17 protein-coding genes are annotated in these 25,047 nt (G+C 66.4%); 12 read left to right on the forward strand and 5 right to left on the reverse strand.

Going from position 1 to position 25,047, the window contains the following annotated elements:
* The 7 genes from BLQ74_RS20025 to BLQ74_RS20060 all read left to right on the forward strand — a co-directional run.
* Nucleotides 1-4,661 (forward strand): hemagglutinin repeat-containing protein (locus BLQ74_RS20025; RefSeq protein WP_212633150.1); only part of this gene is annotated, 4,661 nt, incomplete at its 5' end.
* Nucleotides 4,662-5,633: 972 nt separating this feature from the next.
* Nucleotides 5,634-6,440: a YfaP family protein gene (locus BLQ74_RS20035; protein ID WP_090265525.1), complete on the forward strand. Its 807-nt coding sequence runs from the start codon at nucleotides 5,634-5,636 to the stop codon at nucleotides 6,438-6,440.
* Nucleotides 6,441-6,478: 38 nt separating this feature from the next.
* Nucleotides 6,479-8,230, forward strand: coding sequence for a DUF2138 domain-containing protein (locus tag BLQ74_RS20040; protein WP_090265528.1), 1,752 nt, complete (start codon nucleotides 6,479-6,481; stop codon nucleotides 8,228-8,230).
* Entirely contained in the window at nucleotides 8,215-8,859 is a 645-nt protein-coding gene (locus BLQ74_RS20045; RefSeq protein ID WP_090265530.1) for a DUF1175 domain-containing protein, read from the forward strand. The genes BLQ74_RS20040 and BLQ74_RS20045 overlap by 16 nt, the downstream gene beginning before the upstream one ends.
* Nucleotides 8,856-13,403, forward strand: a complete 4,548-nt coding sequence (locus BLQ74_RS20050) for an alpha-2-macroglobulin family protein (RefSeq protein ID WP_090265532.1) — start codon at nucleotides 8,856-8,858, stop codon at nucleotides 13,401-13,403. Before BLQ74_RS20045 ends, BLQ74_RS20050 begins: the two co-directional genes overlap by 4 nt.
* Complete coding sequence (locus tag BLQ74_RS20055) at nucleotides 13,403-15,046, forward strand: DUF2300 domain-containing protein (RefSeq protein ID WP_090265534.1); 1,644 nt, start codon at nucleotides 13,403-13,405, stop codon at nucleotides 15,044-15,046. The genes BLQ74_RS20050 and BLQ74_RS20055 overlap by 1 nt, the downstream gene beginning before the upstream one ends.
* 5 nt (nucleotides 15,047-15,051) lie before the next feature.
* The gene (locus tag BLQ74_RS20060) at nucleotides 15,052-15,864 is read left to right on the forward strand and encodes a YfaP family protein (protein WP_090265536.1); all 813 of its coding nucleotides are present in this window, start codon (nucleotides 15,052-15,054) and stop codon (nucleotides 15,862-15,864) included.
* A gap of 92 nt (nucleotides 15,865-15,956) precedes the next feature.
* Here the strand turns inward: BLQ74_RS20060 and BLQ74_RS20065 are convergent, their stop codons facing one another.
* The 5 genes from BLQ74_RS20065 to gatC are packed head-to-tail and all read right to left on the reverse strand — an operon-like array spanning nucleotide 15,957 to nucleotide 20,007.
* On the reverse strand, nucleotides 15,957-16,343 hold the full coding sequence (locus BLQ74_RS20065) for a carboxymuconolactone decarboxylase family protein (protein WP_090265538.1): 387 nt from the start codon (nucleotides 16,341-16,343) through the stop codon (nucleotides 15,957-15,959).
* A 14-nt stretch (nucleotides 16,344-16,357) separates the two neighbouring features.
* A complete protein-coding gene (locus BLQ74_RS20070) occupies nucleotides 16,358-16,735 on the reverse strand; it encodes a septal ring lytic transglycosylase RlpA family protein (RefSeq protein ID WP_090265540.1) in 378 nt (125 codons plus the stop codon).
* 53 nt (nucleotides 16,736-16,788) lie between these two features.
* Nucleotides 16,789-18,234 (reverse strand): Asp-tRNA(Asn)/Glu-tRNA(Gln) amidotransferase subunit GatB, encoded by a 1,446-nt coding sequence (gene gatB, locus BLQ74_RS20075; RefSeq protein WP_090265543.1) that lies wholly within the window; start codon nucleotides 18,232-18,234, stop codon nucleotides 16,789-16,791.
* A gap of 11 nt (nucleotides 18,235-18,245) precedes the next feature.
* Complete coding sequence (gene gatA / locus BLQ74_RS20080; RefSeq protein ID WP_090265545.1) at nucleotides 18,246-19,700, reverse strand: Asp-tRNA(Asn)/Glu-tRNA(Gln) amidotransferase subunit GatA; 1,455 nt, start codon at nucleotides 19,698-19,700, stop codon at nucleotides 18,246-18,248.
* A 19-nt stretch (nucleotides 19,701-19,719) separates the two neighbouring features.
* Nucleotides 19,720-20,007, reverse strand: a complete 288-nt coding sequence (gene gatC, locus BLQ74_RS20085; RefSeq protein WP_090265548.1) for an Asp-tRNA(Asn)/Glu-tRNA(Gln) amidotransferase subunit GatC — start codon at nucleotides 20,005-20,007, stop codon at nucleotides 19,720-19,722.
* Between the two features lie 238 nt (nucleotides 20,008-20,245).
* Between gatC and mreB the strand changes: the two genes are divergently transcribed.
* From mreB to rng, 5 genes are all read left to right on the forward strand, one after another.
* Complete coding sequence (gene mreB / locus BLQ74_RS20090; RefSeq protein ID WP_090265550.1) at nucleotides 20,246-21,283, forward strand: rod shape-determining protein MreB; 1,038 nt, start codon at nucleotides 20,246-20,248, stop codon at nucleotides 21,281-21,283.
* A gap of 31 nt (nucleotides 21,284-21,314) precedes the next feature.
* Nucleotides 21,315-22,397, forward strand: a complete 1,083-nt coding sequence (gene mreC / locus BLQ74_RS20095) for a rod shape-determining protein MreC (protein ID WP_090265553.1) — start codon at nucleotides 21,315-21,317, stop codon at nucleotides 22,395-22,397.
* Entirely contained in the window at nucleotides 22,397-22,885 is a 489-nt protein-coding gene (gene mreD, locus BLQ74_RS20100) for a rod shape-determining protein MreD (protein WP_090265555.1), read from the forward strand. The genes mreC and mreD overlap by 1 nt, the downstream gene beginning before the upstream one ends.
* Nucleotides 22,886-22,957: 72 nt before the next feature.
* Entirely contained in the window at nucleotides 22,958-23,542 is a 585-nt protein-coding gene (locus BLQ74_RS20105) for a Maf family protein (protein WP_090265557.1), read from the forward strand.
* A 44-nt stretch (nucleotides 23,543-23,586) separates the two neighbouring features.
* Nucleotides 23,587-25,044 carry a ribonuclease G gene (gene rng / locus BLQ74_RS20110; RefSeq protein WP_090265560.1) on the forward strand — a complete coding sequence of 486 codons (1,458 nt, stop codon included), beginning with the start codon at nucleotides 23,587-23,589 and terminating at the stop codon, nucleotides 25,042-25,044.
* Nucleotides 25,045-25,047: the final 3 nt, after the last annotated feature.

Below are 25,047 nucleotides of genomic sequence, written 5' to 3' on the forward strand. Positions count from 1 at the left end.
ACAACAGCCACAAATACCTGATCGAGACCAACCCGGCGCTGACCAGCCTGAAAAGCTTCCTCAGCTCCGACTACCTGCTCGGCCAACTCGGCTACGACCCGGATCGGGCACAGAAGCGCCTCGGCGACGGCCTCTACGAACAACGTCTGCTCCAGCAGGCCGTGGTGGCGCGCACCGGGCAGCGCTTCATCGACGGCATGGCCAGCGACGAAGCGCTGTTCAAGTACCTGATGGACAACGCCATCGCCTACAAGGACGCCCTGCACCTGAGCGTCGGCGTGGGCTTGAGCGCGGAGCAAGTGGCGGCGCTGACCCACGACATCGTCTGGCTGGAAGAGGCCGAGGTGAACGGCGAGAAAGTCCTGGTGCCGGTGCTCTACCTGGCCCAGGCGAAGAACCGCCTGGCGCCCAACGGCGCGCTGATCCAGGGCCAGGACGTCAGCCTGATCAGCGGCGGCAAGCTGACCAACCAAGGCACCCTGCGCGCCAGCGGCAACCTCTCCGCCACAGCGGCGAACATCGACAACAGCGGACTGATCGAGGCCAGCCAACGCCTGCAACTCTTGGCCACTGACAGCATCCGCAATGCCCAGGGCGGCATCATCGCCGGGCGTGATGTCAGCCTCACGGCGCTGACCGGCGACGTCATCAACCAACGCAGCGTGACCCGCATCGACAGCGCCCAGGGCCAACGCACCTGGACCGCCAGCTTCGCCGACAGCGCCGCGCGCATCGAAGCCGCCGGCAACCTCGACATCAGCGCCGGGCGCGACATCGGCAACCTCGGCGGCGTCCTCAAGGCCGGCAACGACCTGCGCCTGAACGCCCGCCGCGACCTCAACATCACCTCGGTCGAAACCATCAACGGCCAGGTCAACGGCAGCCGCTCGTCCAGCCAGAGCATCCGCCAACTCGGCGCCGAGGCCAGCGCCGGCCGCGACCTCGACATCAGCGCCGGGCGTGACCTGAGCGCCGTGGCCAGCCGGCTGGATGCGGCACGGGATGCGGCGTTGAGTGCGGGGCGGGATGTGACGCTCGCCTCGGCGGCGGATGAGAGCCATAGCTATAGCAACACCCGCAAGGTCACCGCGCAGGAGGACCACGTCCAGCAGCAGGGCAGCGAGCTGAATGCTGGGGGCAGCGTCAGCGTCGCCTCCGGTCAAGACCTCAGGCTGCAGGCGAGCAAGATCAGCGCTTCGCGCGAGGCCTACCTGTATGCCTCGCGCGACGTGAACCTGGTCGCCGCCGAAGACAGCGACTACAGCTACTACCGCAAGACCAAGACCAGCCACTCGGGGCTGTCCAGCTCTTCGAAAACGACCATCGACAGCAGCAGTAGCACCACGCAGGTGGGCTCGCTGGTCAGCGCCGATACCGTGGCCATTCGCGCCGGCCAGGACATCGGCGTCAGCGCCAGCGACGTCGCCTCCAGCAACGGCACCCGTCTGGTGGCCGGGCGCAACGTGGTGGTCGACGGCGCTACCGAAACCAGCGAAACCAGCCACGCCGAATCGAAGAAGAAGTCCGGCGTGATGAGCAGCGGCGGGCTCGGCTTCAGCATCGGCTCGGCCAGCACCAAGGCGACCCAGACCGAGCACACCGAGCAGACTCGCGGCAGCACCATCGGCAGCGTGCTCGGCAACGTCGATATCCAAGCCGGCAAGGACCTGACCATCCGCGGTTCGGATGTGGTCGCCGGCAAGGACATCAACCTCATCGGGCAGAACGTCAACATCCTCGCCGCGCAGAACGAGAACCGCAGCGAACAGACCTACAAGAGCAAGAGCAGCGGCTTGACCCTCGCGCTCTCCGGCAGCGTGGGCAGCGCCATGGACTCGGCGTACCAGACCGCCAAGCAGGCTCGGAGCGAGGATGACAGCCGACTCTCCGCCCTGCAGGGCATCAAGGCCGGGCTGACCGGCGTGCAGGCCTGGCAGGCGGCACAGCAGGGCAGTGAGGAAGGTGGTGTCAAACAGTTCTTCGGCATCAGCGCCTCCCTGGGTTCGCAGAAGTCCAGCTCCAAGCAGACCCAGGAACAGAGCGTCAGCCAGGGCAGCAGCCTGACCGCCGGCAACAGCCTCAACATCCTGGCCACCGGCAGTGGCGCGGTAGGCCAGGATGGCGACATCCACATCCAGGGCAGCCAACTCAAGGCTGGTAACGACCTGCTGCTGGCGGCCAATCGCGACATCACGCTGGAGGCCGCAGCCAACACCCAGACGCTCGCTGGCAAGAACAGCAGCAGCGGTGGGGCGATCGGCGCCAGCCTGGGCTATGGCTCCGACGGCAAGGCGGGCCTGAGTATTTTCGCCAGCGCCAACCAGGGCTCGGGCAAGGAGAAAGGCACCGGCACCACCTGGAGCGAAACCACGCTCGATGCGGGTGGCAAGGCCAGTCTGGTCAGCGGCCGCGACACCGCGCTCAAGGGCGCGCAGGTCAACGGCGAGCAGATCATCGCCAACGTCGGCCGCGACCTGACCCTGCAGAGCCTGCAGGACAGCGACTACTACGACTCCAAGCAGAAGAACGTCTCCGCCGGGGCAAGCGTTGCGATCATCGGCTCGGGCGGCAGTGCCAACTTCAGCGCCAGCCAGAGCAAGATCGACTCCAACTACCAGAGCGTGCAGGAGCAGACCGGCCTCTACGCCGGCAAGGGCGGTTTCCAGATCGACGTGGGCAACCACACGCAACTGGACGGCAGCGTCATCGCCAGTACCGCCGACGCCGACAAGAACCGCCTGAGCACCGCCACCCTGGGTTGGAGCAGCCTCGACAACAAGGCCGACTACAAGAGCCAGCAGCAAAGCGTCAGCGTCAGCAGCGGCAATGACGGCAGCGGCAAGTTCACCAGCAATATGCCCAGCGGCATGCTGGTGGCCTACACCCACGGCGACAGCGCCAGCGGCACCACGAACTCGGCCATCGCCAACGGCGCCATCGACGTTCGCGACCCGGCCAGCCAGCAGCAGGACGTCGCCAGCCTGAGCCGCGACGTCGAGCACGCCAACGGTAGCATCAGTCCGATCTTCGACAAGGAGAAGGAACAGCAGCGGCTGCAGCAGGTGCAGTTGATCGCCGAGATTGGCACCCAGGCGATGGACATCGTGCGGACGCAGGGGCAGATCGAGGCCGAAAAAGCCGCGAAGGCGAAGTTGGCCGAGGAGGGCAACCGCACGCCCACCCAGGAGCAGATCCGCAATAGCCCGGCGTACCAGGCGGCGATGGCCAGCTACGGTACCGGCAGCGATCTGCAACGCGCGGCCCAGGCGGTGACAGCCGCCCTACAAGGGCTGGCCGGTGGCGACATCGGATCGGCCTTGGCGGGGGCATCGGCGCCCTACCTGGCCAACGTCATCAAGCAGCAAACCGGCGACAACGACAGCGCGCGGATCATGGCCCAGGCCGTGTTGGGCGCGGTGGTGGCGCAAGCGCAGGGCAACTCGGCGGCAGCCGGAGCGGCCGGTGCGGCAGGCGGAGAACTGATCGCCAAGGCCATCGCCGACCAGCTCTATGGCGTCAAGAACAACGACACCCGTGGTTTGAGCGAAGAGCAGAAACAAACGATCTCGGCACTCTCGACCTTGGCGGCGGGCATCGCGGGCGCGGCGCTCAGGGGCGATGCGGCGGGTGCATTGGCGGCTGCGCAGGCGGGTAAGAATGCCGTGGAGAACAACCATCTCTCCACCTACGAAAGCCTCAGCCTGAAGCAGAAGGAGGCCCAGTACCAACGCGACTGCCCAGGTGGCGCAGGCAACAGCGGCGTCTGCCAGGCACTCAAGGCCGATATCCAGGCGCTACGAGAAAAGGGTCGTAGCGTACTGGAAACCGAGCGTATCGCCGTAGGCGATGACATGGGGGCGGAGTACGTAGGCAAAACCAAGCCAGGCGATATCATCCCGTGCTCGGGCTCAGCCAACGGTTTCTGCCAGGTCAGCGATCAGGTCGTGAACACCGAGCTGGGCAAGGAATGGCGGCTGATGCCAGCCACGCCGGAACAGGCCCAGGTCGCCCAGACGCAACAGCAGAGCGCGAACGCACAAGCCGATGCTTCCCTCAAACAATGGGGCGCCGGCGCATTCGACGCGGGCTGCGGAGGATTCGGCATGGCCTCGACGGCCTGCCAAGTCTACCGAGCGGCCGGCGGCGCAAACCCGATCTCCGGCGCCACGCCCAGCACGGGCGAACAGGTGCTGTGGGGCGCCTCGGCTATCCTCAATGGGCTGGGGATTTATGGGGCGGGGGCAAGAGGGGCTGCGACAACAGGGAAAATTAAGATTGAGCCTGGTGCAATACCTGATGCAAACGAAGTGCGAGCAGGACAAGGGCTATCTGGTCTTGGCTATGATGTTACGCACCAGACCACCGCATCAGCTAAGGGGATTCAGGGGCAGCGCACTGCAGACTTACATGTTGATGGGATTGGCTCTATCGATGTATATACGCCGAAGAACTTGGCTCCGACCAATATAGTCAGGGCAATAGAGAAAAAAGCGAATCAAGCAGGCGGAGTTCTAGTGCAGGCAGACTTACCTAGTGCTGATATGTCTTCCATTGCCGCTCGTATGTGGGGGAAAAATAACGCACAGAATATAAAAACTATATTCTTCCAAGGTTCTGATGGGGTGGTTGTCCGATTTGATCGGCCGTCTGGAGGGGGCTAATTATGCCAAAGTATTCTTGTGCATGCGGTTACGTTATGAATCTTTCCCAAGGGTGGTCAGACTGCGAGTTAACTTTAATTCCTGAGTCATCGATAGAGAAATTGGGAGGAAGGTTGGATAACGGAGATAGGCTTTCTTCTGATCAGCTATATGAGGCTCTTGATGAGGGAGCTGTCACTGTGTATCGATGTCCAAATTGTGCGCGGCTGCACTTGGAAGAGGAACCAAATAAATTCACTACGTATGTGGTTGAGTAAGTGCTCTATAAAAAACCGGAATTTGCCGGTGGAATTTCACGGCATCCTGTCCCTCCAAACTATCCAAATCAACTTCCCCGCCATTGCAGCGGGGAGGTTTTTACGTCAAATCATCGAATCCGCCGTCTTCGCCTCTACCGCTGATCGATTTTTCACCTGATTCCTCCGGCTGAAATGGCCGAAAAGTCAGCCCTGCTTGCCATCGGAACGAATCTCTCCGCCTGATCTATGGACAAGGACTTTTTCGGTGGCTGGGTGATCGAACCGCCGAATCACCAAGGGAAGTAATAGCCGGTCAGCCACCCATCCCAGGCGTCGAACCAAGTCATCCGCCGAGGCGTTCGCTGGTACGGATCGATCCCGTGTCATGCTTCCGGTGATGTGCACCCAGCCAGGTTCTGCGGGAGCCGTGCGCTATTGCGTCTGGTGATGAATTGCTCCAAGACCTTGTCTAGCTGCTCAGCGTTCAGCACCCGCCAGCGCTCCAGCGTGTTTTTCAGGGGGGCGAACAATCGCTCGATCCAGCCGTTCTGCCAGGGGCAGCCGACTTCGCCGCGTCGGGAGGCGGCGATAGGGTGGTTTGCATCACCGCGGTGTGCTTAAGGCTGTGCCTGAAAAGCTGAGCGCTGCGTCACTGCGTCGCCTGGCAGGCATTTCCCACGCTGAAACCTCCCGCTACACTTTGCGGCTCCATACGCGCGACAAAGGATTGCTCATGCGTCTCCAGGATTTCCGCTGCCATTGGGCACTGCTGCTTGGCCTGTTGCTGGCCGGGGCGGTTGGTGCTGAGCCGGGCGCCGAGCTGGCCAGCCCGACTGCGGGTTGGCGCTATTCCGGTCTGCTCGATGACCTGGACAGTCCGCGCGTCGCCTATCCGACACCGCCCATCGACCGTGGCGGCCAGCGTGGCCGCAGTCTGATCGAGGGCCACCTGCGCGAACTGGCCGGCATCGACCGCGCGCAGCGCCTGGTGGTGAATGGCAATCCCCTGCCGCTGTACACCGACGCCCAGGGGCGCTTCGTCCGTCCCTATGCCTTTGGCAGTGGCTCCAACAGCGTCGAGGTGGCCAGCGCCGATGGCCGCTCGCTCAAGCGCGTGCAGTTCTACGAGGCCAACGCCGGGCGCGTCCCGCCACGGGTGCGCGTGGTCCTCGGCTGGGATGATCCGAAGGCCGAGCTCGACCTGCATATCGTCACGCCCGACGGCCAGCATGCCTTCTGGGCGCGGCCGCGGTTGAACAATGGCGGCGGCCTCGACCCGGATGGCGTCGACGGTCCCGGCCCGGAAATGTTCACCATGGCCGCGCCGCTGCACGGCACCTATCTGGTCTACGTCAATTACTGGGGCAACTACGGTGATCAGGGCTACAACTTCCAGGCTGGCAGCAATCAGCAGGAGGTGATCACCGCCCAGGTCAACCTGGTGTTCAACGAAAACAGCGTCAACGAGAAGCGCGAGACCTTCGTGGTGCCGCTGCGCACCATCGGCGACCTGGTACTGGTCAAGACCTTCACTTACTGAAGCCGCCCCTCGCAGGGATGAAACGGGATCGAGCAAGCATGAGCGATAACACCCCCTCCAGCAGCGCGCCGAGCGGCGCTCCCAGCAACGCCAGCCCTGCGCCGGGCGTGCGACGCTGGCCCCTGATCCTCGCCGGTCTGGTCGCCGTCGCGGTGCTCGGCGGCGTGGCCCTGCGCTATGGCCTGCTGCCGTCGCACCACGGTCAGGTGGCGAGCCTGGAAGCGCCGCAGGGCGAGGTGCCGGCATTCAATCTCAAGCGGCCGGATGCGCTGATCGACAGCGCGTCGCTCAGCCGCTTGCCGAAGGAAGTGCTGGAGGTGCCGCTGCTGCGCGACACCCTGACCGAGGACTTCGTTTTCTACTACGAGAACAATGCCGACCGCCTGGGCCTCGGCGGCAGCTTGCGGCGCATCGTCTACGAGCACGAGCTGACGCTGAAGGACAGCCTGATCGAGGAACTCCTCGACCAGCCGGCGCAGGTCGCCCTGTGGCGCGGCGCCGATGGCCGCCTGCGCGATTTCCTGGTGCTGATGAAGCGCGGTGGGTTGGCTAAGGTGCTGGAGCCGCTGGCCCATGTCGCCGCCGATGACAGCCAGTTGCGCAAGGTCGGCGAACTCAAGGTGGAAGGCTCGCCCACCGCGCTCTATCGCCTGCGCTACGGCGCCGCCAAGACCCTGCTGTTCGCCTCCCGTGGCGACTACCTGCTGCTGCTGTCCAACCCGAAGATGCTCTATCCCAAGGCCGATGGCGACACCCTCGGCGAGGCCGATGCCCAGGCCAGCGGCGACCTGGCGGCGCTGCTCGGCGGCGAGGATGCCTTCCCGCGCCAGTTCGGCCTGACCGCGCGCGGCGAGCTGAGCCAGCGCATCACCCTCGATGCCAGCGTCCTGGCCATGGGTTATCAGCGTTTCATCCCGGCCTTCGCCGGCGTGCGCTTTGACAAGGACGCCAAGGGCTGGCACAGCTACCTGGCGCTGAATGCCGTGGAGCGCCAGCCGGAGCTGGATTTCAGTCCGGTGTGGCAAGCCATGCCGATGGGCGCCAGTGCCTGCGTGGCCCTGCCGCTGACGCCCGGCCTGTATGACAGCCTGCTGGTGCGCCTGGGCGCCGAGCAGAAGATGGCCGCGGCCTTCTCCGAGCACCTCAGCGGTGCCGCCGGCCTCTGCTGGTATGCCGACTCGCGCCTGCATTCGCCGCTGCTGGTGGCGACCCTCAGTGCGCCGCCCAGCAGCGAACTCGACGACGACCTCGGCAAGCTGTTCGCCAGCATGGTCGGCGCCTTCGAGCCGAACGCCGAGGGCGGCAGCTTCCCGGTGGATGCGCAGACCAACGGCGATACGCGCAAATGGCTGCGCCTGGTCAGCTCGAATTTCGGTCAGTACCCCGCCGAGCAGGCGGTGGACCCCGAGGCCATCAGTGGCCGTGGTTTCTTCCGCGTCGGCCTGGCGCGCAAGGGCAACACCCTGCTGTTCTCGATCGACGATCAATTGCTGGAAAAGGCCCTCGGCACCCTCGACAAGCGCTATCCGCCGCTGGCCGATGTGCTGCCCAAGGATGCCCTGGTGCCGGCCTATCTGGCGCCACAGTCGCTTTCCGCGCTGCTCCAGCGGGAAACCCTCGAGAGCCTGCCGCAGGACCTGGAGCCGGTGTTCCGCAATGCCGCCGACAGCCTGCTCATGCCCCGCCTGAAGGCCCTCGCCGGACATGGCGGCTACGCCCTCGGCCTGCCGGCCGGCAGCAGCACCGACCAAGCCTGGCAGTGGCTGCCGCTGCAATGGCGGCCGCTGTGACGCCACGCGCGCTGCTGCTCGCGCTGGGGCTGTGCTTCGCCCAGGTCACACAGGCGGCCGGCGCGGCGCTCGACCCGGAGCAGTCGCAGGTGTTTCGCGCCTGGTTCGTGCGCATCGCCGAGGAGCAGTTGCGCCAGGGCCCCAGCCCGCGCTGGCAGCAGCAGGACTGCGCGGGCCTGGTGCGCTTCGCCGCCAACGAGGCGCTCAAGGTGCATGACGACAAGTGGCTGCGCGCCAACGGCCTGTCCAACCGCTACCTGCCGCCGGAGCTGACGCTCAGCGCCGAGCAGCGTCAGCTCGCGCAGACCTGGCAGCAGGGCGGCGGCCAGGTCGGCCCCTACGTCAACGCGATCAAACTGATTCAGTACAACAGCCAGCTCGTCGGCCGCGACCTCAACCAGGCGCGGCCGGGCGACCTGATTTTCTTCGACCAGGGCGACGACCAGCACCTGATGATCTGGATGGGCCGCAACATCGCCTACCACACCGGAACCCGCACGCCGAACGACAACGGCATGCGCTCGGTCAGCCTGCAACAACTCATGACATGGAAGGACACCCGATGGATACCCGACGAATCCAATCCCAACTTTATCGGCATCTATCGCTTGTCCTTCCTCGCCCGATGAAGGCGCTCGCCGCGTTCGCCGGCCTGGCCCTGTGCGGCCTGCTGCTGGCCCCGGTCGATGCCAGCCGCGCCGACGACGCGGTGCCGCCGAGCAACTACACGCCGATGAGCGGCGAGTCGTTCTTCCTGCTGGCCGACAGCAGCTTCGCCACCGACGAAGTGGCTCGTGTGCGCCTGGAAGCGCCCGGCCGCGACTACCGGCGCTATCGCATGGAGAGCTACGGTGGGGTGGATATCCGCGTCTACCGCATCGACCAGCCGCTGGACTTCCTCAAACGCCAGAAGAACCTGCACCGGGTGCTCGCCGAGGGGCAGTTCAAGGGCGAGGGCCTGAGCAACACCCTGGCCTACCTGTGGGACAACTGGTACCGCAAGTCGCGCCGGGTCATGCAGCGCGCCTTCACCTATGAGTCGCGCAAGCAGGTCACCGAGGTGGTGCCGGAGCTGAAGATGGGCCAGGCGATCAGCGCGCCCACGCCCTACGAGGCACCGCCGCAGTACGCGCCGATTCCCGGCCTGCCGATGGTCAGCCAGTTCCGCTATCCGCTGTGGGACGCCAAGCCCATCGAGCCGCCGAAGGACGTCAAGCTGGCCGGCTCCTCCAGCGAGTTCATCAATGTCTCGCCGGGCAACGTCTACATCCCGCTGGGCAAGCTGAAGCCGGGCCTGTACCTGGTCGAGGCGCTGGTCGGCAAGTACCGCGCCACCACCGTGGTGTTCGTCTCCAACACGGTGGCGGTGAGCAAGATCGCCGGCAACGAGTTGCTGGTCTGGTCGGCGCGCAAGCATGAGGGCACCCCGGTGCCGGACACCCAGGTGCTGTGGACCGACGGCCTTGGCGTGATGAGCAGCGGGCATACTGACGGCGAGGGCCTGCTGCGCCTGCAGCACGCCAGCCCGGAGCGCTCCTTCGTGATCGGCGAGGACAAGGAGGGCGGGGTCTTCGTCTCGGAGAACTTCTATTACGACAGCGAGATCTACGACACCAAGCTCTACGCCTTCACCGACCGTCCGCTGTACCGACCGGGCGACTGGGTGTCGCTGAAGGTCGTCGGCCGCGAGTTCAAGAACGCCCGTGACTCCCAGGCGCCGCAGGCGGCGCCGCTGAAGCTCAGCGTGATCGACGCCGCCGGCACCACGCTGCAGAGCCTCGATCTGCAGCTCGATCCCAAGGGCGGCACTCAGGGCCGCTTCCAGTTGCCGGACAACGCCGTGGCTGGCGGCTATGAGCTGCGCTTCGACTACCGCGGGCAGACCTACGGCAGTGCCTTCCGCGTGGCCGAGTACATCAAGCCGCACTTCGAGATTTCCCTCGACCTGGCCAAGCCGGACTTCCGCACCGGCGAGCCGGTCAAGGGCAACCTGATCCTGCTCTACCCGGATGGCAAGCCGGTGGCCAATGCACGCCTGCAACTGACCCTGCGTGCGCAGCAACTGTCCATGGTCGACAACGAGTTGCAGTACCTCGGCCAGTTCCCGGTGGAGCTGTCCAGCGCCGAACTGACCACCGACGCCCAGGGCCGCGCCGCGCTGGAGCTGCCCGCGGCGGACAAGCCGAGCCGCTACCTGCTGACGGTGTTCGCCAGCGATGGCGCCGCCTACCGGGTCAAGACCAGCAAGGAAATCCTCATCGAGCGCGGCGCCGCCCGCTACAGCTTGAGCGCGCCGCAGCGCTTCAGCGCGGTGGGCGACAAGGTGCAATTCAGCTACGCCGCCGAGCAGCCCACCGCGCTGAAACCGAAGAGCTACCGCTGGCTGCGCCTGGAGGACCGCTCCAGCGGCGAGGGCGCGGCGGGCGAGGGGCACTTCGAACTGACCTTCGACAAGCCCGGCACCTACAGCATCGAACTGCGCGACGAGCACGGCCAACTGCTCGGCGGCACCGGCCACTCGGTGAGCGGCGAGGGCGTCAAGGCCGTGCCCGGCACCGTCGAGATCGTCCTCGACAAGGCCGAGTACCAGGCCGGCGACGAAGCCCTGGCGCTGATCACCTTCCCCGAGCCGGTGGACGACGCGCTGCTTTCGCTGGAGCGCGACAAGGTTGAGGCCACCGCGTTGCTGTCCAAGGGCGGCGACTGGCTCAAGCTGGAGAAACTCAATGCCACGCAGTACCGCGCGCGCATTCCGGTGAAACCTGATTTTTCGCCGAACCTGACCTTCTCCGTGCTCTACACCCGTGGCGGCGATTACAGTTTCCAGAACGCCGGGATCAAGGTCACGGTGCCGCAGGTGGAGATCGCCATCGCCACCGACAAGGAGCGCTACGAGCCGGGCGAGACGGTGACCGTCGAACTCACCACGCGCTACGCCGGCAAGCCGGTGTCGAGCCACCTCACGGTGGGCGTGGTGGACGAAATGATCTACGCCTTGCAGCCGGAGATCGCCCCCGGCATCGACCAGTTCTTCTACCACCCGCGGCGCAACAACGTGCGCACCAGCGCCAGCCTGTCCTTCATCAGCTATGACGTGGCCCTGCCGGGCAACGCCAGCGCACCGGGACGGGCCAACCGCAGCGAGCGTGGCGTCAAGGTGCTGGAGCGGCCGCGCCGCGAAGAAGTCGATACCGCCGCCTGGCAACCGCAGTTGGTCAGCGATGCCAACGGCAAGGCGCGCTTCAGCTTCCGCATGCCCGACTCGCTGACCCGCTGGCGTATCACCGCGCGGGCCATGGACGATAACGGCCAGGTCGGCCAGAAGAAGCAGTTCATCCGCTCCGAGAAGCCGCTGTACCTGAAGTGGAGCGGGCCGACCCGTTTCCGCGCCGGCGACAAGCCGGACCTCGGTCTGTTTGTGTTCAACCAGGGCGAGCAGGCGCTCAAGGCCGACCTGCTGATCCGCTACGCCGGCCAGGAGCAGAGCCAAGCGCTGGAGCTGGCCAAGGGTGTCAACTATGTGCGCCTGCCGGCGCAGGCCCTGAGCGACGGCGAATGGAGCGCCGAGCTGCGCCAGGACGGCCAGTTGCGCGACAGCCTGGGCGTGCGCTTCGCCCTCGCCGCCGATGGCTGGCAGGTGCTGCAGGCGCGCTCGCTGGAACTGGCCGCGCAGAGCAGCCCGCTGCAACTGCCGGCGGACGCCCGTGACATCCGCCTGCGCCTCGACGACAGCGCCCAGGCGCTGTTCCGTGGCAGCCTCGACGACCTGCTGGCCTATCCCTACGGCTGCGTCGAGCAGACCGCCAGCCGCCTGCTGCCGCTGAGCGTGGCCTACCCGCTGCTGGCCGGCGGCGAGCCGCGGGTCCGCGACCGCCTGCGCCTGATCATGCAGAACAGCCGCCTGCGCCTGGTGCAGATGGCCGGTCCGAACGCCTGGTTCACCTGGTGGGGCGGCGACACTGACAGCGATGCCTTCCTCACCGCCTATGCCTACTACGCCGACTGGCATGCCAGCCGCGCCCTGGAGATCGACCTGCCGCCCGAGCACTGGCAGCGCGTGCTCGAGCTCTACGCCAAGCTGGCAGGGCAGACGCCGCTGCTGCAGCGCGCGCTGATCCTCGGCTTCGCCCGTGACATGCAACTGCCGGTGCAGACCCTGGTCGGCGGCCTGCTCGACGACCTGGCCAAGGCCGGCGAGGGCGAGAGCGCCAAGCTGCCGGCCGATGGCGCGGTCAGCCTGGTGATGGCCGAGCCGGACTCCGATCTCGGCCTGGCCGTGGCGCGCGTCCTCGCCGCCAACCTCGCGCAGCAAGCCAAGGTGCCGCTGCCGGCGGCCTTCGCCAAGCAGCTCGATGGCGCGCGGCTGAAACTCAACACCAGCGATCAGCCATTCGCCCAGGCCGTGCAACTGTCCCTGGCCGCGCCGGATGCCGCGCGGGCGCGCGCCCTGCTGGCGCGTCTCGGTCCGCAGCAATCGACCCTGGAACGCGCCCTGGCGCTGACCTGGTTGCAGCGTGCCCTGGCCCAGGCACCGGCCGAAGCCGCGCTGAAGCCAGGCAAGGACTGGCTGGAACAACAAGGCCCGAGTGGCGAGCGCTACTGGCAGTGGCAGGGCCAGGGAGTGCCCGCCGAGCTGAACCTGGACAGCGCGCCGGCGCATGCCCTGGCCGCGTCGCTGAGCTTCCGCAGCGCCGAAGCGCCGGCCAGTCAGTTGCCGCTGACGATCAGCCGCCGTCTGCTGCGCCTGGTGCCGGGCGACAAGGCCTTCGAGTTCAAGGTCGAAGCGCTGGGCGACAAGCCGATCTCCAGCGATGACCTTTACCTCGACGAAGTGACCCTCAAGAGCGAGGGCAGCACCGCGTTGCGCTACGGCATGCTGGAAGTGCCACTGCCGCCGGGCGCCGATGTCGAACGCACCACCTGGGGCATCCAGATCAGCGGCCTGGGCGGCACCGAGGCGACCAGCCTCGAACGCGCGCGCAACGAACCCGGCGACCTGCACTACGGCATCCCGGTGGACAGCCTCAGCGGTGAACTGCGCTTCCGCCACCTGGTGCGCTTCTCGCAGAAGGGCGAGTTCGCCCTGCCGCCGGCGCGCTACCTGCGCCTCTACGCGCCGCAGGACCAGGCGCTGGAGCAGACCCCGGCGCTGGCGCGGATCAAGGTCGAGTAATGCGTCCGCGCCTGGCCTGGCTGCTGCTCCTGCTGCCGCTTTGCGCGGCAGCGGCGCCCGCGCCGGTGCAACTGGCCTGGCGCACGCCCCAGGGCGATCAGTTGCTGCGCCTGGATCGCCAACAGGTGCTGGAGCGCCAGCCCCTGCCGGCGGCGTTGCGCACGCCGCTGGGCAGCCTGTGGAAGCTGTTCGTCTTCGCCTGGCTGGTGGATAGCGGTCAGCGCGAGGCGGACTACTCCTGCACGGGCGAATCGCGCGAAGAGGTCTATTGCTGCACGGCCGGGCAGAGCATCGGTCGCGAGCAGGCGCTGGTGAAGTCCTGCGGCCTGTATTACCAGCCGGCGCGGCTCGGCCTGGACGCGGCGACCTGGCGGCGCTACTGGTCGGCGCACCAGGCCCCGGAGTGGCTGCTCGATCTCGACCGCGTGCAGCCGCAGACCGAGGTGCCGGTGGCCGAGCTGCTCGACCTGCTGGCGCGTCTGCCGGCCCAGGCCGAAGCACGCCGGGTGCTCTTGAATGTGGCGTTGAACGCCGATGACGGCCATGCCGTGGCCAGTCTCGGCGGCCGCCTGCGGGTGAAGACCTGGAGCTGGCTCGACGAACGCGATGCGCAAGCGCGCCGTGGCGGCTTCGCCGGCTGGCTGGTGGACGGCACGCCGCTGTGGATGAGCGGTCCGGGCACCAGCAAGACGCTGCTGGCGCAGTACGCCGAGGTGCTCGGTGGGCTGCTGCCGACGCCCTGGCCGGCGGAACCGGGGCGTTGCGTCGAAGTCGGCCTGTTCAGCCGCTACCCGCTGCGCCAGGTGCTCGGCGCCCAGGGCCGTCCGGCAACGCCCGGCGTCCTCAACGGGCGTTACCAGGTGACCTTCGACAACGGCAACCAGTTGGCTATCGACAGCAGCGGCGAGCTGTTCCTCCAGCGCAGCGATGGCCAGCCGCAACTGGTGGCGCGCCTGGACCGCGAGGAGTACGTCGCCCGCGTGCTGCAGCGCGAAGCCACGGCGGAGCCGGCGGAAGCGGCCAAGGCCCTGGCGGTGACCATCCGCACCTACCTGCTGCAGAACGCCGCGCCGCGCGGCGAATGCCTGAGCATCGACGACAGCAGCCAGCGCCAGCGCGTCGCCCCGCGCCCGGCGGTGGCGGAAATGCGCGCGGTGGCGGCCTTCACCGACGGCCTGGTGCTGGCCGGTAGCACGGTCACCTATCACAACGATCAGCCCGGCCCGGCGCGCCTGTCCTGGCAGGACGCCCAGGCCCAGGCGGCGAGCGGCCTGCGCTTCGACGCCATACTCGCACGGGCCTTCCCACGCGCCAGCCTGAGTGCCTGGAGCAACCCGGTGGCGGCCTGCCAGCCCCTGCCGGCCGCGGAAGACTGGCTGCGCAAGCAACGCCGCGAGTGGCGCGCGCGCCTGGATGACGAGCCCGGCTACGAGGAACTGTCCAGCTTCGCCGTGTGCCAGCTGTCGTCCGGGCGCCCCTACGTCGACCGCGAGCGCCAGCGCATCTATGTGCGTGGCCTGTACAGCATGCAGGACCGCCTGGACCTGACCCACGAATACCTGCACCTGGCCTTCCAGGCGCACCCCAACGGCCAGGACGAGGGCTTCGTCGAAAGCCTCGCCCGCCGTCTGTTACTGGAATGACCGCCATGAACCTTCGCCCGCTCGTATTCCTTACCCTTCTCGCCGGCCTGCCGCCCTGCGCGGCCGTCGCGGCCGAGTCGTCGATCCGGCTGGACACGCCGCTCGCCGGCTGGCGCAGCGGCAACGGCGAGGGCGCCAACTTCCGGCAGACGGTGAACTACCCGGCGGCCTCGGTGAACACCCCGGCGGACCAGTCCAGCACCGCGCGTATCAAAGGCGAGATCAAGGCGCTGCCCAAGGGCTCGGCGGAGCCGGCGACGCTGGTGGTGAACGGCGTGGCGATGCCGCTGAAGATCGACGACAACGGCGGCTTCGACCGTCCCTATGCCTTTCCGGCCGGCAGCAACAGCCTGGAAGTGATCAGCCCGGACGGCCAGCAGCGCAAGCGCGTGCAGTTCTACCACGGCGGAGGCGGCGGCGAAGTGCCGGCCAAGTTGCGCGTACTGCTGTCCTGGGACAGCGACCACACCGACCTCGACCTGCACCTGGTGACCCCCGATGGCGGCCACGTCTGGTACGGCAACCGCTCGCTGCCCAACGGCGCCACCCAGGACGTCGACGTGACCACCGGCTATGGCCCGGAAATCATCGCCACGCCGACCCCGCTCAGGGGGCAATACCTGGTCTATGTGAACTACTACGGTGGCGGCTACGGCTACAGCGAGGACGGCGAATCCGAGGCCGCGCAGCCGTTGACCACGGCGCGGGTGACCATCATCACCGAGGAAGGCACGCCGAACGAGAAGCAGGAGAGCTTCCTGGTGCCGATGCGCCAGCCGGGCGAGCTGACGCTGGTGAAGCGGTTCAGTTATCCCTGAGGGGGAGCGCTTTTTCGCTGGATGAGAGGACGAGCGCAGCGATTCCCATCGAGGGCTATCGCTGCGCTCAACGCCATCCTAGGGCGGAGGGCTCAGGCCTGCAGGTCGGCCTGCCAGGCGTCGATCACTTCCTGCGCCGCGCGGAAGGCGTCGATGGCCGCCGGCACCCCGGCGTAGACCGCGCAGTGCAGCAGCGCTTCGCGGATTTCTTCCACCGTGCAGCCGTTGTTCAGCGCGCCACGCACATGACCTTTCAGCTCCTGCGGGCACTTCAGCGCGGTAAGCGCGGCCAGGGTGATCAGGCTGCGGGTCTTGCGCGGCAGGCCGTCGCGGGTCCAGACGCCGCCCCAGGCATGCTGGTTGACGAAGTCCTGCAGCGGCTGGGTGAAGTCGCTGGCGTTGTTCAGTGCACGGTCGACGAAGGCGTCGCCCATCACTTCGCGGCGGACCTGTTCACCGGATTTGCTTGCTTCGCTCATGGGGTTTCCTTGTGTCAGTCGAGTTGTTGAACGCGCACCGGCGCCGTCCCGCTGCGGGTCAGGCCGATGGCCTCGGCGGCCTTGCGCGACAGGTCGATGATGCGCCCACGGGTGTACGGGCCGCGGTCGTTGATGCGCACCACCACGCTGCGATCGTTGTTCAGGTTGGTCACCCGCGCATGGCTGCCCAGCGGCAGGTCGCGGTGTGCCGCGGTCAGCAGGTTGGGGCTGTAGCGCTCGCCGCTGGCGGTGCGCTTGCCGGCGTGGCGGTTGCCGTAGAAGGACGCTTCGCCGGTTTCGTCGTAATTGCCGCCGCCATGTCCGGCGCAGCCGGCGAGGATCAGTGGCAGGGCGACGAGAATGGCCAGGCGTGGCAGAGGAACGAGCAGCATGCTGAATACCTGTGGACAAAAAGACGCCGGGCAAGCCCGGCGTCTGGTCTGACTCAGCCTTCGAGCTTCTTCTTCAGCAATTCGTTCACTTGGCCGGGGTTGGCCTTGCCCTTGGAAGCCTTCATCGCCTGGCCGACGAAGAAGCCGAACATCTTGCCGCGCTTGGCCTCGTCGGCGGCGCGGTACTGTTCGACCTGCTCGGCGTTGGCCGCCAGCACCTCGTCGAGCATCGACTCGATGGCGCCGCTGTCGGTGACCTGCTTCAGGCCCTTGGCTTCGATCACCTGGTCGGCCGAGCCTTCGCCGGCGGCCATGGCCTCGAAGACCATCTTGGCGATCTTGCCGGAGATGGTGTTGTCCTTGATGCGCAGGATCATGCCGCCCAGTTGCTCGGCGGATACCGGCGACTGTTCGATCTCCAGGCCGTCCTTGTTGAGCAGGCTGGACAGTTCGCCCATCACCCAGTTGGCCGCCAGCTTGGCGTCGCCGCAGATGGCCTGGACCTGTTCGAAGTAGCCGGCCATCTCGCGGCTGGCGGAGAGCACGCTGGCGTCGTAGCTGGACAGCCCGTACTGGCTCTGGAAGCGCTCGCGCTTCTGGTCCGGCAGTTCCGGCAGGTCGGCGCGCAGCGTTTCCAGGAAGCTGCGCTCGATCACCACCGGCAGCAGGTCGGGGCAGGGGAAGTAGCGGTAGTCGTTGGCTTCTTCCTTGCTGCGCATGGAGCGCGTCTCGTCCTTGTTCGGGTCGTACAGGCGGGTTTCCTGGACCACCTTGCCGCCGTCCTCGATCAGGTCGATCTGCCGCTGCACTTCGTGGTTGATGGCCTTTTCGATGAAACGGAAGGAGTTGACGTTCTTGATCTCGGCGCGGGTGCCGAACTCGGCCTGTCCCTTGGGCCGTACCGAGACGTTGCAGTCGCAGCGCAGCGAGCCTTCGGCCATGTTGCCGTCGCAGATGCCCAGGTAGCGCACCAGGGCGTGGATCGCCTTGACGTAGGCCACGGCTTCCTTGGCGCTGCGGATGTCCGGCTCGGAGACGATCTCCAGCAGCGGCGTGCCGGCGCGGTTCAGGTCGATGCCGCTCATGCCGTGGAAGTCTTCGTGCAGGCTCTTGCCGGCGTCCTCTTCCAGGTGTGCGCGGGTGATCCCGACGCGCTTGACGGTGCCGTCTTCCAGGGTGATGTCCAGGTGGCCCTTGCCGACGATGGGATGGTCCATCTGGCTGGTCTGGTAGCCCTTGGGCAGGTCCGGGTAGAAGTAGTTCTTCCGGGCGAAGACGTTACGCTCGGCGATTTCGGCGTTGATCGCCAGGCCGAACTGGCAGGCCATGCGCACCGCCTCGGCGTTGAGCACCGGCAGGGTGCCGGGCATCGCCAGGTCGATCAGGCTGGCCTGGGTGTTGGGCTCGGCGCCGAAGGTGGTGGCGCTGCCGGAGAAGATTTTCGAGCGGGTGGAGAGCTGCGCGTGGATTTCCAGCCCGATCACGGTTTCCCATTGCATGTGTGTCGTCCTCAGAATCCAGCCGGTGCTTGTTTGTGCCAGTCGCTCACCTGTTGGTACTGGTGCGCGACATTCAGCAGGCGGCCTTCCTGGAAGTAGGGGGCGAGCAACTGCACGCCTACCGGCAGGCCCTCGACGAACCCGGCGGGCATGGACAGCCCGGGGATGCCGGCGAGGTTGGCGGTGATGGTGTAGATGTCTTCCAGGTACTGGGCGACCGGGTCGTCGTTCTTGGTGCCGAGCTTCCAGGCCGGGTTCGGCGTGGTCGGGCCGAGGATGACGTCGACGTCGGCGAAGGCGCTGACGAAATCGTTCTTGATCAGCCGGCGAATCTTCTGCGCCTTCAGGTAGTAGGCGTCGTAGTAGCCAGCGGACAGCGCATAGGTGCCGACCATGATGCGGCGCTTCACTTCGGCGCCGAAGCCTTCGGCGCGCGAACGCTTGTACAGGTCCTGCAGGTCTTTCGGGTTGGCGCAGCGATAGCCGTAGCGCACGCCGTCGAAGCGCGACAGGTTGGAGCTGGCTTCCGCCGGGGCGATCACGTAGTAGGCCGGAATGGCGTGCTGCATGTTCGGCAGCGAGATGTCCTTGACCACCGCGCCGAGCTGCTTGAGCTGCTCGACCACGGCCAGCACGGCATCGCCGATGCGGCTGTCGAGGCCGGCGCCGAAGTATTCCTTGGGCAGGCCGACGCGCAGGCCGTTGAGCGGCTTGTTCAGGGCTGCCAGGTAGTCATCCACCGGGGCGTCGACGCAGGTGGAGTCCTTGGCGTCGAAGCCGGCCATGGCGCCGAGCATCAGCGCGCAGTCTTCGGCGCTGCGCGCCAGCGGGCCGGCCTGGTCGAGGCTGGAGGCGTAGGCGACCATGCCCCAGCGCGAGACGCGACCGTAGGTCGGCTTGATCCCGGTGAGGTTGGTCAGCGCGGCGGGTTGGCGAATCGAACCGCCGGTGTCGGTGCCGGTGGCGGCCGGGATCAGCCGGGCGGCGACCGCCGCGGCCGAGCCGCCGGAGGAACCGCCGGGCACGCGGCTGGTATCCCAGGGGTTCTTCACCGCGCCGTAGTGGCTGGATTCGTTGGCCGAGCCCATGGCGAACTCGTCCATGTTCAGCTTGCCCAGGCTGACCGCGCCGGCACTGGCCAGGCGCTCGACGACGGTGGCGTCGTAGGGCGAGACGAAATTGTCGAGAATCTTCGAGCCGCAGCTGGTGCGTACCCCTTTGGTGCAGAACAGGTCCTTGTGCGCGATCGGGGCGCCGAGCAGGGCGCCGTTTTCACCGGCGGCGCGCCGCTGGTCGGCTGCCTGGGCCTGGGCGATGGCCGGTTCCGCGGTGACGCTGATGAAACTGTTGATCTGCGGGTCGAGCTGCTCGATGCGGCTCAGCAGGGCACGGGTCAGCTCTTCGGCGGAGAACTGCTTGTCGGCGAGGCCGCGGGCGACTTCGGCGAGGGTCAGTTGGTGCAGCATGTGTCCGTGTCCTTCCTTATTACTCGATGACTTTCGGGACCAGGTAGAGGCCGTTTTCCACGGCCGGGGCGACGGCCTGGTAGGCGTCCCGCTGATTTTCTTCGGTCACCAGGTCGGCGCGCAGGCGCTGGGTGGTTTCCAGCGGGTGGGCCAGGGGTTCGATGCCGTCGGTATTCACCGCCTGCATCTGATCGACCAAACCGAGTATGGTGTTCAGGGTTTCGGTGGTTCGTTGGACGTCGGCTTCTTCCAGGCCCAGGCGGGCCAGGTGGGCGATTTTCTCCACGTCGGAGCGGTCAAGCGCCATCGGGGGTCTCCAGGCTAGAGCGGCCAGCGACCAATGGGCGCATGGCCGGACGGAACGGGGCGGGGGAACGTAGCCCGCAGCGGGCGGTCAGAGTACCGCAGGGAAGGGCGTCAGACGCCCTGAAAGTCAAGCAATTTAGCACATTGCCGCCTTGCCCAAAATCCCTGTCATTGTTAGAGTTTGCCGCACTTTTTTACCCGCGCATTTTCACCCACGCATCGTCCAGGGTCCCTTTTCCATGTTCAAAAAATTGCGTGGCATGTTCTCCAGCGATCTGTCGATCGACCTGGGTACTGCCAATACCCTTATTTATGTGCGCGAACGCGGCATCGTCCTCAATGAGCCGTCGGTGGTCGCCATCCGCAACCATGGCAACCAGAAAAGCGTGGTCGCCGTGGGCACCGAGGCCAAGCGCATGCTCGGCCGTACCCCTGGCAACATCTCCGCCATCCGCCCGATGAAAGACGGCGTGATCGCCGACTTCAGCGTCTGCGAGAAGATGCTGCAGTACTTCATCAACAAGGTGCACGAGAACAGCTTCCTGCAGCCCAGCCCGCGCGTGCTGATCTGCGTGCCCTGCAAATCCACCCAGGTGGAACGCCGCGCCATCCGTGAATCGGCCCTGGGTGCCGGTGCCCGCGAGGTGTACCTGATCGAAGAACCGATGGCCGCGGCCATCGGTGCCGGCCTGCCGGTCGAGGAAGCCCGTGGTTCCATGGTCGTCGACATCGGCGGCGGCACCACCGAAATCGCCCTGATTTCCCTCAACGGCGTGGTCTATGCCGAATCCGTCCGCGTCGGCGGCGACCGCTTCGACGAGGCCATCGTCACCTACGTGCGCCGCAACTACGGCAGCCTGATCGGCGAATCCACCGCCGAGCGCATCAAGCAGGAGATCGGCACTGCCTTCTCCGGCGGCGAAGTCCGCGAAGTCGACGTCCGCGGCCGCAACCTGGCCGAAGGCGTACCGCGCAGCTTCACCCTGAATTCCAACGAAGTCCTGGAAGCCCTGCAGGAGTCCCTGGCGACCATCGTTCAGGCGGTCAAGAGCGCCCTGGAACAGTCGCCGCCGGAGCTGGCCTCGGATATCGCCGAGCGCGGCCTGGTGCTGACCGGCGGTGGCGCGCTGCTGCGCGATCTGGACAAGCTGCTGGCCCAGGAAACCGGTCTGCCGGTGATCGTCGCCGAAGACCCGCTGACCTGCGTGGCGCGTGGCGGTGGCCGTGCGCTGGAAATGATGGATCGCCATTCCATGGACCTGCTCTCCACCGAGTGAGGTGGAGAGTTTCCGTGTCTAGGAGCGGACCATAAAACCGCTATTCTCCAAAGGCCCCTCGCTTGGCGTGCGCCTGCTGGCGCTCGCCGTGCTATCGGTGAGCCTGATGGTGGTCGACGCGCGCTTCGAGTACCTCAAGCCGTTTCGCAGCCAGTTGGGTCTGGTATTGACGCCCTTCTATGGCGTGGCCGATTTGCCGGTTCGCGCCTGGGAGGGCGTGCGCGACCAGTTCACCAGCCGTAGCGAGCTGCTCGCCGAAAACGAGCGGCTGAAGGCCGAATCGCTGCTTATGCAGCGGCGCCTGCAGAAGCTCGCCGCGCTCACCGAGCAGAACGTGCGCCTGCGCGAGCTGCTCAACTCCGCGGCCCTGGTCGACGACAAAGTGCTGGTCAGCGAACTGATCGGCGTCGATCCCAATCCCTTCACCCAGCGCATCCTCATCGACAAAGGCTCGAAGGACGGCGTTTTCCAGGGGCAGCCGGTGCTCGATGCCAGCGGCCTGATGGGGCAGGTGGTCGAGGTCATGCCGTACACCGCCCGCGTGCTGCTGCTCACCGATACCACCCACAGCATTCCGGTGCAGGTCAACCGTAACGGCCTGCGCGCCATCGCCGTCGGCACCGGCAACCCGGAACGCCTCGAACTGCGCTATGTCGCCGATACCGCGGACATCAAGGAAGGCGACCTGCTGGTCAGTTCGGGGCTCGGCCAGCGCTTCCCCGCCGGTTATCCGGTCGCGGTGGTCAAGGAAGTCATCCACGATTCCGGCCAGCCTTTCGCGGTCATTCGCGCCGTCCCCACCGCCAAAATGAACCGCAGCCGCTATGTGCTGCTGGTGTTCAGCGACAGCCGTACCCCCGAGCAGCGCGCCAACGACGCCGCCGAAGCCCAGGCCGAAGCCGATCGCAAGGCGGCCGAAGGGACCGGCCAGGCGCCCGCGCAACCTGCGGCTGCCGCGGCGCCAGGCGTGCCTGCCGCGACGGCCACGCCGGCCGCCGCGACCCATGCGATTCATCCGCAGGCCGCGCCGGTGGTGAAGCCGCCCGCCGCCCCCGCGAGCGCGTCTGCCCAGCCGCAGGCGCCCGCCCAGCCCGAGCAAAGGAAACGTCACTGATGGCCGCCCAAGGTCCGCGCAATAGCTGGCTGATCTGGTTGAGCCTGTTGTTGGCGCTGTTGCTGTCAGTGGCGCCGATGCCCGGTTTCACCGAAATCGGCCGGCCCTTGTGGCTGGCGATGTTCCTCACTTTCTGGGTGCTGATGGCGCCGCAACGGGTCGGCTTGCTGAGCGCCTGGGTCTTCGGCCTTGCCGAGGACGTGCTCTATGGCAGCCTGCTCGGGCAGAACGCCCTGGTGCTCAGCCTGATCATCTTCCTGGTGCTGTCCCTGCATCAGCGGCTGCGCCTGTTCCCGGTGTGGCAGCAATGCCTGGTGCTGATGGTCATCTTCGGTCTGGCGCAACTGGTGCAACTGTGGCTGAACGCGCTGACCGGCAACCGCCCGCCGACCCTGGCCTTCCTCCTGCCGGCGCTGGTCAGTGGCTTGCTCTGGCCGTGGGTGCATGGCCTGCTGAGAAGCCTCGGGCGGCGCCTGAAAGTCTACTAACGCTTGTTTGCGGCGCTCTCCGACCGGCGTGGGGCGGAGCACACGCAGCCGAAATCGATTTGGGAGTCGTCGATGTTCCAGCTTTACCTGGCCTCCAGCTCGCCGCGTCGCCGCGAATTGCTGCAGCAGATCGGCCTGTCCTTCAACCGCGTCCCCGGCAATGTCGACGAAACGCCGTTGGCCGAGGAGGCGCCGGTCGCCTATGTCGAGCGCCTGGCACGCGAGAAAGCCCTGGCCGGTCTGACCATGTTGGCCCAGCGCGCCGATGTTTGCGTCCTCGGCGCGGATACCGCGGTGGTGCTCGACGGGCACATCCTCGGCAAACCCAAGGACCGCGCCGACGGCCTGGCCATGCTGCAGGCGCTGTCCGGCCGCGAGCATGAGGTGTTGACCGCGGTGGCGGTGGCCAACCGCGATCGCTGCGAGGTCCGGGTGGTCAGCAGCCGAGTGACCTTCCGCCCGATCAGTGCCGCCGAGGCGGAGGCCTACTGGAACACCGGCGAACCGCAGGACAAGGCTGGCGGCTACGCTATCCAGGGGCTGGCGGCGATCTTCGTCAGCCGCGTCGAGGGCAGTTACAGCGGCGTGGTCGGTCTGCCATTGTGCGAAACAGCAGAACTGCTGGCTGACTTCTCGATATCCTGCTGGCAGTCTTGAACTGACGTAGCGCTGCAGCAGCCGAGCGCGATAAGGAAGGGCGCATGAGCGAAGAGATTCTGATCAATATCACGCCGATGGAATCGCGCGTGGCGGTAGTGGAAAACGGAGTCCTTCAGGAAGTCCACGTCGAGCGCACCCTGCGCCGCGGGATCGTCGGCAATATCTACAAGGGCAAGGTCGTGCGCGTGCTGCCGGGGATGCAGGCGGCCTTCGTCGACATTGGCCTGGAGCGCGCGGCTTTCATCCACGCGGCGGAGATTTCCACCCGCGAGGGCAGCGCGGTGGAGAGCATCAGCGCGCTGGTCCACGAGGGCCAGAGCCTGGTGGTGCAGGTCACCAAGGACCCGATCGGCACCAAGGGCGCGCGCCTCACCACGCACCTGTCGATTCCTTCGCGCTACCTGGTGTACATGCCGCGCACCAGTCATGTCGGCATTTCCCTGAAGATCGAGGATGAACTCGAACGCGAGCGCCTCAAGCAGGTCGTGGCCAAGTGCGTCGCGGCCGAAGGCATCGTCGAGCAGGGTGGCTTCATCCTGCGTACCGCCGCCGAAGGCGCCGGAGAGGACGAGATTCTCGCCGATATCCGCTATCTTCGCCGGCTTTGGGATCAGATCGCCGCACAGATGCAGACGGTCGGTGCGCCGACCATGATCTACGAAGACCTCTCCCTGGCCCTGCGTACCCTGCGCGATCTGGTCAACCCGCGCATCGAGAAGATCCGTGTGGATTCCCGGGAGAACTTCCAGAAGATCACCCAGTTCGTCGAGGAGCTGATGCCGGAGATCGCCGACCGCCTCGAGCACTATCCCGGCGAGCGGCCGATCTTCGACCTCTACGGAGTCGAAGACGAGGTGCAGAAGGCCCTGGAGCGCAAGGTGCTGCTCAAGTCCGGTGGCTACCTGATCATCGACCCGACCGAGGCGATGACCACCATCGACGTCAACACCGGCGCCTTCGTCGGTCACCGCAACCTCGAAGAGACCATCTTCAAGACCAACCTCGAGGCGGCCACGGCCATCGCCCGCCAACTGCGCCTGCGCAACCTTGGCGGGATCATCATCATCGACTTCATCGACATGGAGGACGAGGATCACCGCCGTCAGGTCCTGCGCACCCTGGAGAAGCAACTGGAGCGCGACCACGCCAAGACCAACATCATCGGCATCACCGAACTCGGCCTGGTGCAGATGACCCGCAAGCGCACCCGCGAAAGCCTGGTGCAGGTGCTGTGCGAGCCCTGCCCGAGCTGCCAGGGGCGCGGCATGCTGAAGACCGCTGAAACCATTTGCTACGAGATCTTCCGCGAAATCCTCCGCGAGGCCCGTGCCTATCAGGCGGACTCCTACGTGGTGCTGGCCAACCAGAAGGTGGTCGATCGGCTGCTGGACGAGGAGTCGGGCAATGTCGCCGATCTGGAAGTGTTCATCGGCAGAACCATCAAGTTCCAGGTCGAGCCCATGTACTCGCAGGAACAATATGATGTCGTGCTGCTCTGAAGG

The organism is Pseudomonas panipatensis (assembly GCF_900099785.1).
GTDB classification, from domain to species: domain Bacteria; phylum Pseudomonadota; class Gammaproteobacteria; order Pseudomonadales; family Pseudomonadaceae; genus Pseudomonas; species Pseudomonas panipatensis.

Bases quoted from the DNA above. Each gene is read 5' to 3' on its own strand.
- BLQ74_RS20035 (WP_090265525.1), top strand. From the start codon at position 5,634: ATGCGTCTCCAGGATTTCCGCTGCCATTGGGCACTGCTGCTTGGCCTG.
- BLQ74_RS20040 (WP_090265528.1), top strand. From the start codon at position 6,479: ATGAGCGATAACACCCCCTCCAGCAGCGCGCCGAGCGGCGCTCCCAGC.
- BLQ74_RS20045 (WP_090265530.1), top strand. From the start codon at position 8,215: ATGGCGGCCGCTGTGACGCCACGCGCGCTGCTGCTCGCGCTGGGGCTG.
- BLQ74_RS20050 (WP_090265532.1), top strand. From the start codon at position 8,856: ATGAAGGCGCTCGCCGCGTTCGCCGGCCTGGCCCTGTGCGGCCTGCTG.
- BLQ74_RS20055 (WP_090265534.1), top strand. From the start codon at position 13,403: ATGCGTCCGCGCCTGGCCTGGCTGCTGCTCCTGCTGCCGCTTTGCGCG.
- BLQ74_RS20060 (WP_090265536.1), top strand. From the start codon at position 15,052: ATGAACCTTCGCCCGCTCGTATTCCTTACCCTTCTCGCCGGCCTGCCG.
- BLQ74_RS20065 (WP_090265538.1), bottom strand. From the start codon at position 16,343: ATGAGCGAAGCAAGCAAATCCGGTGAACAGGTCCGCCGCGAAGTGATG.
- BLQ74_RS20070 (WP_090265540.1), bottom strand. From the start codon at position 16,735: ATGCTGCTCGTTCCTCTGCCACGCCTGGCCATTCTCGTCGCCCTGCCA.
- gatB (WP_090265543.1), bottom strand. From the start codon at position 18,234: ATGCAATGGGAAACCGTGATCGGGCTGGAAATCCACGCGCAGCTCTCC.
- gatA (WP_090265545.1), bottom strand. From the start codon at position 19,700: ATGCTGCACCAACTGACCCTCGCCGAAGTCGCCCGCGGCCTCGCCGAC.
- gatC (WP_090265548.1), bottom strand. From the start codon at position 20,007: ATGGCGCTTGACCGCTCCGACGTGGAGAAAATCGCCCACCTGGCCCGC.
- mreB (WP_090265550.1), top strand. From the start codon at position 20,246: ATGTTCAAAAAATTGCGTGGCATGTTCTCCAGCGATCTGTCGATCGAC.
- mreD (WP_090265555.1), top strand. From the start codon at position 22,397: ATGGCCGCCCAAGGTCCGCGCAATAGCTGGCTGATCTGGTTGAGCCTG.
- BLQ74_RS20105 (WP_090265557.1), top strand. From the start codon at position 22,958: ATGTTCCAGCTTTACCTGGCCTCCAGCTCGCCGCGTCGCCGCGAATTG.
- rng (WP_090265560.1), top strand. From the start codon at position 23,587: ATGAGCGAAGAGATTCTGATCAATATCACGCCGATGGAATCGCGCGTG.